At 72.5% G+C, this 9605-nt stretch carries 11 protein-coding genes; 5 read left to right on the plus strand and 6 right to left on the minus strand.

Going from position 1 to position 9605, the window contains the following annotated elements; translation table 11 throughout:
* On the plus strand, positions 1 to 1518 hold a 1518-nt coding region (locus tag AB0O00_RS21355; protein ID WP_363654046.1), incomplete at its 5' end, for an FG-GAP-like repeat-containing protein.
* A gap of 117 nt (positions 1519 to 1635) precedes the next feature.
* Positions 1636 to 2478: a hypothetical protein gene (locus tag AB0O00_RS21360; RefSeq protein ID WP_363654048.1), complete on the plus strand. Its 843-nt coding sequence runs from the start codon at positions 1636 to 1638 to the stop codon at positions 2476 to 2478.
* A 39-nt stretch (positions 2479 to 2517) separates the two neighbouring features.
* On the opposite strand, the gene AB0O00_RS21365 is transcribed toward AB0O00_RS21360, so the two are convergent.
* The 3 genes from AB0O00_RS21365 to AB0O00_RS21375 all read right to left on the minus strand — a co-directional run bounded on the left by AB0O00_RS21365 (position 2518) and on the right by AB0O00_RS21375 (position 5692).
* Positions 2518 to 4212 carry a cation acetate symporter gene (locus tag AB0O00_RS21365; protein WP_363654050.1) on the minus strand — a complete coding sequence of 565 codons (1695 nt, stop codon included), beginning with the start codon at positions 4210 to 4212 and terminating at the stop codon, positions 2518 to 2520.
* Entirely contained in the window at positions 4209 to 4529 is a 321-nt protein-coding gene (locus AB0O00_RS21370) for a DUF485 domain-containing protein (protein ID WP_363654052.1), read from the minus strand. The genes AB0O00_RS21365 and AB0O00_RS21370 overlap by 4 nt, the downstream gene beginning before the upstream one ends.
* 179 nt (positions 4530 to 4708) lie before the next feature.
* Positions 4709 to 5692, minus strand: a complete 984-nt coding sequence (locus AB0O00_RS21375; protein WP_363654054.1) for a DUF5937 family protein — start codon at positions 5690 to 5692, stop codon at positions 4709 to 4711.
* A gap of 82 nt (positions 5693 to 5774) precedes the next feature.
* On the opposite strand from AB0O00_RS21375, the gene AB0O00_RS21380 reads away from it, so the two are divergent.
* From AB0O00_RS21380 to AB0O00_RS21390, 3 genes are all read left to right on the plus strand, one after another.
* Positions 5775 to 7019 carry an MFS transporter gene (locus AB0O00_RS21380; protein WP_363654055.1) on the plus strand — a complete coding sequence of 415 codons (1245 nt, stop codon included), beginning with the start codon at positions 5775 to 5777 and terminating at the stop codon, positions 7017 to 7019.
* A 152-nt stretch (positions 7020 to 7171) separates the two neighbouring features.
* On the plus strand, positions 7172 to 7486 hold the full coding sequence (locus tag AB0O00_RS21385) for a metalloregulator ArsR/SmtB family transcription factor (RefSeq protein ID WP_363654057.1): 315 nt from the start codon (positions 7172 to 7174) through the stop codon (positions 7484 to 7486).
* A complete protein-coding gene (locus AB0O00_RS21390) occupies positions 7483 to 7887 on the plus strand; it encodes an SRPBCC domain-containing protein (RefSeq protein WP_363654059.1) in 405 nt (134 codons plus the stop codon). Before AB0O00_RS21385 ends, AB0O00_RS21390 begins: the two co-directional genes overlap by 4 nt.
* A gap of 15 nt (positions 7888 to 7902) precedes the next feature.
* Here the strand turns inward: AB0O00_RS21390 and AB0O00_RS21395 are convergent, their stop codons facing one another.
* The 3 genes from AB0O00_RS21395 to AB0O00_RS21405 all read right to left on the minus strand — a co-directional run.
* Entirely contained in the window at positions 7903 to 8304 is a 402-nt protein-coding gene (locus AB0O00_RS21395) for a TIGR03618 family F420-dependent PPOX class oxidoreductase (protein ID WP_363654061.1), read from the minus strand.
* Between the two features lie 54 nt (positions 8305 to 8358).
* Positions 8359 to 8988, minus strand: coding sequence for an MBL fold metallo-hydrolase (locus tag AB0O00_RS21400; protein ID WP_363654063.1), 630 nt, complete (start codon positions 8986 to 8988; stop codon positions 8359 to 8361).
* The coding region (locus tag AB0O00_RS21405; RefSeq protein WP_363654065.1) for a zinc-binding dehydrogenase at positions 8985 to 9605 on the minus strand (621 nt) is incomplete at its 5' end. The genes AB0O00_RS21405 and AB0O00_RS21400, both read right to left, overlap by 4 nt.

Consider the following 9605-nt stretch of genomic DNA (forward strand, 5'->3'; position numbering starts at 1 on the left):
GTCCGCACCGGGGGCGCCGGCCGCACCGCCACCGAGTGGCTGCCGAGCGCCGCGCACGCCGGCACCGCCGCCGTCACGGCCACCGACGCCACGACGGTCACCCTGACCCCCGCCACCGGCACGGTCTGCAGGGGCGACGCCGGCGGCCCGACGTTCAACGCCACCGGCGCCGGCGTCGTGGTCAGCAGCCTGCACAGCCTCTCCGGCCAGGCCGGCTGTCTCGCCGAGTCCTCGACCACCAGCCAGGTCACCGACGTCCGCGTCGACGACCTCGCGTCCTGGATCACCGCCAACACCCCGCGCAGCCCGCGGACTTCGAGCGACTTCAACGGCGATGGCAAGACCGACATCGCGCTGACCGGCGGACCGGACTGGACCTGCCTGCCGGTCGCCACGTCCAAGGGCGACGGCACCTTCGACACCACCTGCAACTCGCCGCGCGGCGGCGACTGGGGCAACTGGGCCCACACGCCCAACGTCAAGGTCGTGACCGGCGACTTCGCCGGCAACGGCCGGACCGACCTCATGCTGACCGGCGGCGCCGGCTGGGACTGCCTCCCGGTCGCGATGGCCAAGGGCGACGGCACCTTCGACGTCTCGTGCAACAAGCCGGGTCTCGACTGGAGCAACTGGGCCACGCGGCCCGGCGTGAAGGTCATCACCGGAGACTTCGCCGGCAACGGCCGGATCGACGTCGCGCTGACCGGCGGCCCCGACTGGAACTGCCTGCCCGTCGCCATGTCGAAGGGTGACGGCACGTTCGACTACTCGTGCAACGCCCCCGGCGGCGACTGGGGCAACTGGGCCCACACGGACAACGTCAAGGTCCTGACCGGCGACTTCGCCGGCAACGGCCGGACCTCCATCGCCCTCACCGGCGGCGCCGGCTGGACCTGCCTGCCCGTGCTCATGTCCAAGGGCGACGGCACGTTCGACGAGTCCTGCAACGCCCCCGGCGGCGACTGGGGCAACTGGGCCCACACGGACAACGTCAAGGTCGTGACCGGTGACTTCACCGGCAGCGGCAAGACCGACATCATGCTGACCGGCGGCGCCGGCTGGGACTGCCTGCCGCTGCTCGTCTCGCGCGGCAACGGCATGTTCTACGAGTCCTGCAACAAGCCGGGTCTCGACTGGAGCAACTGGGCCGCGCGGCCCGGCGTGAAGGTCGTGACCGGCGACTTCAACGGCGACGGCAAGACCGATGTCGTGCTGACCGGCGGCCCCGACTGGAACTGCCTGCCGATGGCGACGGCCAAGGGCGACGGCACGTTCGACTACTCGTGCAACGCCCCCGGCGGCTACTGGGGCGACTGGGCGCACACGGACAACGTGAAGGTCGTGGCCGGTGACTTCGCCGGCAACGGCCGCACCGACCTCATGCTGACCGGCGGCGCCGGCTGGGACTGCCTCCCGGTGCTCATGTCCAAGGGCGACACCACGTTCGACGAGTCCTGCCACGCGTCGGCTCCCGGCTGGAGCGGCTGGGCGAGCACGCCCGGCGTGAAGGTGGTCTAACCGGCACCCGCTGGACACCTACACCACAGGCCTGCTCCTCCGCCCGTACGGGTGGAGGAGCAGGCCTTTTGGCATCCAGTAGTAGGCTGACCTGGAGAAATGATCTTCAGGAGAGACATGTCAGCCGCCAAGCCCCGCGTCCTGTTCGTCACCGACCTGGCCTACCCGGCCCGCGGCCGCCGGTACTGCGACGAGGACATCCGGCTCTCCGCGCGCCTGCGCGAGGACTTCGACGTCGCGCTCTGCCACCCCCTCGACGCCGCCGCGCTGATGGACGCCTTCGATCTCGTCCTCGTGCGCAACAGCGGCCCGGTGCTGAACTACCGCGCCGCGTACGAGGCCTTCCGCAGCCGCGCCCTCGAACGCGGCACGCGCGTCTACAACCAGCTCACCGGGCGCGCCGACATGGCCGGCAAGCAGTACCTGCTCGACCTCAGCGCCGCCGGGTACCCCGTCATCCCCACCGTCGACCGGGCCGAGGACCTCGGGCGGCTGCCCGTCGTGCCCGAGTACGTCGTCAAGCCGAAGCTCGGCGCCGACTCGATCGGCCTGCGGACCGTCCCCCGTGAGGAGCTCGGTTCCGTCGCGTACGGGGACGACGTCCTCGTCCAGCCGCTGATCCGCTTCGCGTACGAGGTCTCGTTCTACTTCGTCGACGACGCGTTCCAGTACGCGCTGCACGCCCCGGACCCGGAGCAGCGCTGGCGCCTCGAACCGTACGAACCCACCGCCGACGACCTCGACTTCGCGCGCCGCTTCATCGCGTGGAACACGATCGAGCACGGCATCCAGCGCGTCGACGCCTGCCGCACCCCCGAGGGCGACCTCCTCCTCGTCGAGCTGGAGGACCTCAACCCGTACCTCTCGCTCGACCTGGTCGACGAGGCCGCCCAGGACCGCTTCGTCGCCGCCCTCAAGGGCTCCCTGCTCACGCTCGCGGCGAGGCCGGAGCGCAGCTGACCGGGAGGGCACGGCTCACGCGGACCGCGGCTTCACGCTCTACCGCCCGACCCCGGTGAGGGCGCGGACTTCGAGCTCCTCGAAGGCGCGCCGGTCCGACTCCTCGTCGCGCCGCCGGCGGCTGCCGGCCAGCGAGCCGAGGACCGCCGCCGCGAACCCGATCGGGATCGAGACGACGCCGGGGTTCTGCAGCGGGATCGGTGCGGTCGTGGTGCAGGAGATCAGCGCCGTGGCGTTGCCGACCTGCTTGCTGGACACCTCCACCCCGCAGTCCTTCGCCTGCGCGGCCGTCAGCTTCACGGCGTGGACCGTGCCGCTCGCGCCGCCCCAGCAGATCGGCGAGAGCAGCACCAGGCCGATCGAGCCGACCAGGCCCGCGTAGATGCCGCACTTGGCGCCGAAGGTGGTGAAGCGCCGCCAGAACAGGGTCAGCAGGATCGCCGGCAGATTGGCCGAGGCCGCGATGGCGAAGGCCAGCGCCACCAGGAACGCCACGTTGAGGTCCCGGGCGAAGATCGACAGGGCCACCGCGACCGCGCCGATCACCACGGCGGCGACCTTCGCCGTGAGGAGCTCCTGCCGTTCCGTGGCCTTGCCCTTGCGGATCACGCTGGCGTACAGGTCATGGGCGAACGAGGACGAGGAGGTCAGCGTGAGCCCGGCGACGACCGCCAGGATGGTGGCGAACGCGACCGCCGCGACGAAGGCGAGCATCAGCGAGCCGCCGGTGGTGCCCGCGCCGCCGCCGAGGTGCTCGGCCAGCAGGGTCGCGGCGGTGTTGCCGGACGGGTCCTTCTCCTTGATCGTCGCCGTGCCGACCAGCGCGGCGGCGCCGAAGCCGAGCACCAGGGTCATCAGGTAGAACACCCCGATGATGCCGATCGCCCAGTTCACCGACTTGCGCGCGTCCCGGCCGGTCGGGACGGTGTAGAAGCGGACCAGCACGTGCGGCAGCGCCGCCGTCCCGAGCACCAGGGCGACCCCGAGGCTGACCAGGTCGAGCTTCGACCAGCCGTCCGTCGACCCGTACTTGAGGCCGGGCTGCAGGAAGGCGTCGCCCTTCTTGGACGCCGACGCGGCGTCCCCGAGCAGGTGGCTGACGTCGAACCCGTACTTCGCCAGCACCCACAGGGTCATCGTGGCCGCGCCGGCGATCAGCAGCACCGCCTTGACGATCTGCACCCAGGTGGTGCCCTTCATCCCGCCGACCACGACGTAGACGATCATCAGCGCGCCGACCCCGACGATCGTCCAGATCTGCGCGGCGGCGCCCTTGACGTCGAGCAGCTGCCCCACGATCGTCGCCGCGCCGACCATCTGCGCGATCAGGTAGAAGATCGAGACCACGATCGTCGACACGCCCGCCGCGGTCCGCATCGGCCCGCTGCGCAGCCGCGCGGCGAGCACGTCGGCCATGGTGAACCGCCCGGTGTTGCGCAGCAGTTCGGCGACCAGCAGCAGCGCGACCAGCCAGGCGACCAGGAAGCCGATCGAGTAGAGGAAGCCGTCGTACCCGTTGAGCGCGATGAGCCCGGCGATGCCGAGGAAGGAGGCCGCGGACAGGTAGTCGCCCGAGATCGCGATCCCGTTCTGCAGCGCGGAGAACTGGCCGCCGCCGGTGTAGAACCCGCCGGTGCCGCGGGTGCTCCGCCGCGCCCAGAGGGTGATGACGAGCGTCACCGCCACGAGGGCGACGAACAGCCCGATGGTCAGGCCCTTGTGGTGCTGCATCATGCCCGGACCTCCCGCAGCGCCGCGGCCAGCGGGTCGAGGCGCCGGGCGGCGAACCGCCCGTAGGCCAGGGCGATGCCGAAGGTCGAGACGAACTGCAGTAGTCCGAAGACCAGCGCCACGTTGACGTTCCCGGCGACCTTGGTCGCCATGAACCCACGGGCGTAGGCCGAGCAGAGCACGTACGCCAGGAACCAGAGCAGGAACGCCGCCGTCACCGGGAAGACGAACCTGCGGTAGGCGGCGCGCAACTCGCCGAAGCGCGGATCGTCGCCGATCCAGGGCGTGTCGCGGCGCGACGACACGTCGGGGTCGATCATGGGAATCCTTCTGAACGGTACGGAACTTGCCGAAGCCCCGACCGTAGGCACCCGCCATCGACGCCCGGTCAACGCGACGTCAACGCGCGGTCGGCGACGCCCCCTGGCCCGGCCGTCCTCTTCGCGCTGCGGTGGCTACCGCCGGGAGCGCGCGCCGGTGGTCGGATCAGCCGTCGGCATCAGCCGTCGGCCCGGACGGCCCGGAGGAGGAGTTCGGCCGCGTCGGTGCGCAGGTACAGGACCGTGCGGCCGGTGCGGTGGCGCGCGAGCAGGCCGGCGCCGCGCAAGGCGGTCAGGTGGTGGGAGACGTTCGGGGCGGACAGGCCCGTGCGTTCGGCGAGTTCGCCGGTCGAGGCGGGGGCGTCCAGCTCGGCCAGCAGCCAGGCGCGGGTACGGCCGATCACCCGCGCCAGCCCGTCCGGTACCGCATCGCCCGCCGTCTCCCACAGCGTCGCCACCCCGCGCGGCGGGTACACCAGGCCCGGCTGCCACGGCGGGTTCTGCTGGGAGAACACGCCGGGCCAGGCGAACACCGTCGGCACCAGGACCAGGCCCCGCTCCCCGTCCAGCCGCCGGTGTGCGTCGACCATCCGGTAGTCGATCCGCAGGGTGTCCCGTTCCCAGGTCACCTGCGGGTGCAGGTCGGCGAACAGCGCCGCCGGACCGCCCGCGGACATCTGCCGGGCCCGGCGCAGGATCTCGCCCTCGGCCAGCCGCTCGATCCGGTCCCAGTGCGGGGCGATCGTGGCATCCCAGTACGCCCGGATCTCCGCCACCAGCCGGGCCAGACCGCGCTCCGGATCCCGGGCCAACTCCGCCACCAGAGGGGACGGTTCACCTCCGATCCGGGCGAGGTCGCGGCGCACCGTCGCAGGATCGGTGACGGCCAGGTCGGCCAGCGCCTGCTCGATCGTCGGGCTGGACGCCGTCGGCACCGGAGTCAGGAAGTCCGGCACGTACACCGTCGGCAGCCGCACCAGCTGGGACAGCAGTTCCCAGTCCACCCCCGCCAGCCGCCGTCCGGCCTGCCGCACCCACGGCAGATGCACCGCGTGCCGGCCCGGGTCCTTGAGCACCTCGACGCTCGTCGTCACCTCGGCCAGCGGCGAGCGGGCGAACCGCGTCCGGGCGAGGTCCTGCGCGGAGAACTCCCAGGTGAGCACGGGCCCTCCGCGAGGATTCGATGAGGATTCGATCAGGATGGAATGTCTGGGCAGCAGTGATCATTCCAGAGAGCCTCGGTGCATGACCACCGCCACACTCCTTCCCCTGCGCGACCGCCTCGGCCTGCCCGACACCGCCGGCCGCGCCCGTCTGATCGGCGCCCACCTCGTCGACAGTCTCGGCACCGGGCTGATCCTCGCCTTCGTCCTCGTCTACTTCACCCACACCACCGACCTCCCGCTCGCCGCGGTCGGCGCCGCCGTCTCCACCGCCCGGCTGCTCGCCCTGCCCACCGCCCTCGCGGTCGGCCCACTGATCGACCGCCACGGCGCCCGCGTCGTGGCGGTCGGCGCCAACGCGCTCTCCGCGCTCGCCTACTGCGGGTTCCTGCTCACCCACCAGGCCTGGCAGATCGTCCTGGTCTGCCTGCTCGCCCAGATCGGCCACGTCGGCTACTGGACCGCCAGCACCGGCCTGGTGGTCCTCGCCTCCGACCAGGGCGAGCGCACCCGGTGGTTCGCTCTCGTGCAGACACTGCGCAACACCGGCATGGGCCTCGGCGGGGCGCTGGGAGCCGTCCTGATGACCGGCGGCGGTACCGGAGCGCTACGGCTGCTGGTGGTGCTCAACGCGGCAAGCTACCTGCTCGCATCCATCCTGCTGGCCACGTGGCGGCCCACCACCGCACCCGCCCGGGAAGCCAGGACGGCCGAGACGGGCAGCTACCGGGAGGTGCTACGGGACCGGCGATACCTGCTGCTGGTGGCGGTCAACCTCAGCTTCGTCTTCGCGTCGATGATCCTCAGCATGCTGCTGGCCGTCTACCTCACCGCCGGCCTGCACCGCAACGCCTCGGTGGCCGGCTCCCTCCTCGTCCTCAACGGCGTGCAGGTCGTTCTGACCCAGAGCGTCGTCGCCCGCCGCCTGGAGGGTCGGCGCCCCACCCGGGTAGTCGCCGCCGGGGCACTCCTCAACGCGCTCGCCTTCGGCCTCTTCGCGCTGCTCGCAGCCGCCCCCGGCTGGGCCGTCCTGCCGGGCCTGTACACCGCGATGCTCGTGTACAACCTCGCCGAGACCGTCGCGACCCCCAGCCGGGAGGACCTCAGCGTCTCACTCGCCGACCCGGCCCAGCGCGGCCGCTACCTGGCCGTCTACCAACTCTCCTGGAACGTCGGCCAAGCCGTCGCCCCCGGCCTGCTCACCCTGCTACTCGACCACGGCGCCGCCTGGCCCTGGCTCTTCCTGCTCACCCTCAGTCTGGCCGCGGTGCCCGGCCTACTGTGGCTCGGTCGGCGTCCCGACACCTCGCGTGCCCGGCCTGCCTGACGAGCCGGGTGAAGCAGACCACGGCCGGACCGGCCGCCGCGGCGATCCGCTCGTGGAACTCCTCATGCGCCTCGGGCCCCGGCCGCCGGGCAAGGTGTGTCATGCGTCGGGAAAAGTTGACATGTCGGGAGTCTCCGACGCATGGTGGAGGCATGGCGGACGTCGATGTCTTCAGTGCGCTGGCCAACCCGGTGCGGCGCAAGTTGCTGGAAAGCCTGCAGGGTGGGCCCCGGGCGGCGGGCGAGCTGGCGGGTGACTTCGAGCTCAGCAGGCCGGCGGTGTCCGAGCACCTGGCGGTGCTCAAGAGTGCCCGGCTGGTGCGGGAGGAGCCGCGGGGGCGGCACCGCTATTACCACCTGGAGGCCACTCCCCTCGCCGAGGTCGAGGAGTGGCTGCACCCCTTCGAGCACTACTGGCCGGCGCGGATGCGTTCGCTGCGCGGGCTCCTGGACGAGGAGAGTCAATGACCGAGAAGGCCGTCATCAACTGCGACGAGTTCCTGCCGTACCCGCCGGCGCGGGTGTGGGAGGCGTTGACGGATCCGGAGCTGCACGCCCGGTGGTGGGCGGCGGGGGACGTCAAGGCGGTGGTGGGGCACCGGTTCACGCTCGACATGGGGCCGTTCGGGCAGCAGCCGTGCGAGGTGGTCGCCGTCGAGCCGGAGCGGCTGCTGAGCTACAGCTTCGCCGCGGGCACGCTGGACACCACCGTGACGTGGCGGCTCGTCCCCGAGGGGCGTGGCACCCGCCTGCTGCTGGAGCACGCGGGCTTCGACCTCGACACCCCGATGGGCCGGCAGGCCCACCAGGGCATGGGCCAGGGCTGGCCCGGGGTCCTGCGGCGGATCGCGCCGGCCCTGGCGGAGTGAGGCCGGGCCGGAGCGTCAGGCGCGGCCGAGGACGCGGTCCACGGTGATCTCCAGGACGACGCGGTCCGGGTTGACGCGCGGCTCGCGGTAGCGCTCGGCGTAGCGGCGTTCGGCGTCGGCGACCTCGTCGGGCTCGGAGCGCACCACGGCGACGCCCTCCAGGGTGGACCAGCGGGCGCGGTCCACCTGGCAGACGGCGACGCGCTGGCCCTCGGGGCCGGCCTCGGCGACGTTGCGCGCCTTGCGGCTGGTACGGCTGGTGATCACCCGCGCGATGCCCGTCTTCGGGTCGTACGTGACGCCGACCGGCACGACGTGCGGGGAGCCGTCGGGGCGCCGGGTGGTGAGGGTGGAGATGTGGCGCTCGCGCCAGAAGGCGAGGAAGGCGTCGTCGAGGTCGCGGGGGTCGTGGGCCATGCTCGCGATCGTACGGCCCCCGGGGAAGGCCGGTTTCCCCGGGGGCCGCAGGCGTCAGTGCCCGCGGGCGATCCACTCGGGCAGGGCCGGGGCCTCGGCGCCGATCGTGGTCGGGTCGCCGTGGCCGGTGCGGACCACGGTCTCCGGCGGGAGGGTGAGGAGCCGGTCCCGGATGGAGTCGATGATCGTCGGGAAGTGCGAGAACGACCGGCCCGTCGCGCCGGGGCCGCCGTGGAAGAGGGTGTCGCCGGTGAAGACGGTGCCGAGTTCCGGGGCGTACAGGCAGACGGCGCCCGGCGCGTGGCCGGGGGTGTGCAGGACGGTCAGCGCGGTGCCGGCCACCTCGATCCGCCCGCCGTCGGCGAGTTCGCCGTCCGGGAGGCGTTCGGGGTGGGTGAGCTTCCACAGCGGGAGGTCGTCCGGGTGCAGCAGGATCGGCGCGCCGGTGCGCGCGGCGAGCGCGGGGGCGGCGTCGATGTGGTCGTTGTGGGCGTGGGTGGAGACGATCGCGAGCAGCCGGCGCCCGCCGAGCGCGGCCTCGATCGCGTCGGCGTCGTGCGCGGCGTCGATCACCACGGCCTCGGTGTCGTCGCCGACGATCCAGACGTTGTTCTCCACCTCCCAGCTGCCGCCGTCGAGTTCGAACACCCCGGCCGTCACGAGCCGGTCCACGTACGCCGTCACAGGACCACCACCGAGCGGAGGACGTCGCCCTGGTGCATGCGCTCGAACGCCTGCTCCACCGCGTCGAGTTCGATCGTCTCGGTGACGAACGCGCCGAGGTCCAGGCGGCCCTGGAGGTAGAGGTCGATGAGCATCGGGAAGTCCCGGGAGGGCAGGCAGTCGCCGTACCAGGAGGACTTGAGGGCGCCGCCGCGGCCGAAGACGTCGAGCAGCGGGAGTTCCAGCGTCATCTCCGGGGTGGGCACGCCGACCAGGACGACGGTGCCGGCGAGGTCGCGGGCGTAGAAGGCCTGCTTGTACGTCTCGGGGCGGCCGACCGCCTCGACGACGACGTCCGCGCCGTGGCCGCCGGTGAGCTCGCGGATGGCCTCGACCGGGTCCGTGGTGCGGGAGTTGACGGTGTGGGTGGCGCCGAGCGTGCGGGCCGTCTCCAGCTTGCGGTCGTCGATGTCGACGGCGATGATCCGCGCCGCGCCCGCCAGGCGGGAGCCCAGGACCGCCGCGCCGCCGACGCCGCCGCAGCCGATCACGGCGACGGAGTCGCCCCGGCCGACGCCGCCGGTGTTGATCGCGGCGCCGAGGCCCGCCATGACGCCGCAGCCCAGCAGGCCCGCGAC

This window comes from Kitasatospora sp. NPDC093558, assembly GCF_040683475.1.
Taxonomy (GTDB): Bacteria; Actinomycetota; Actinomycetes; order Streptomycetales; family Streptomycetaceae; genus Kitasatospora.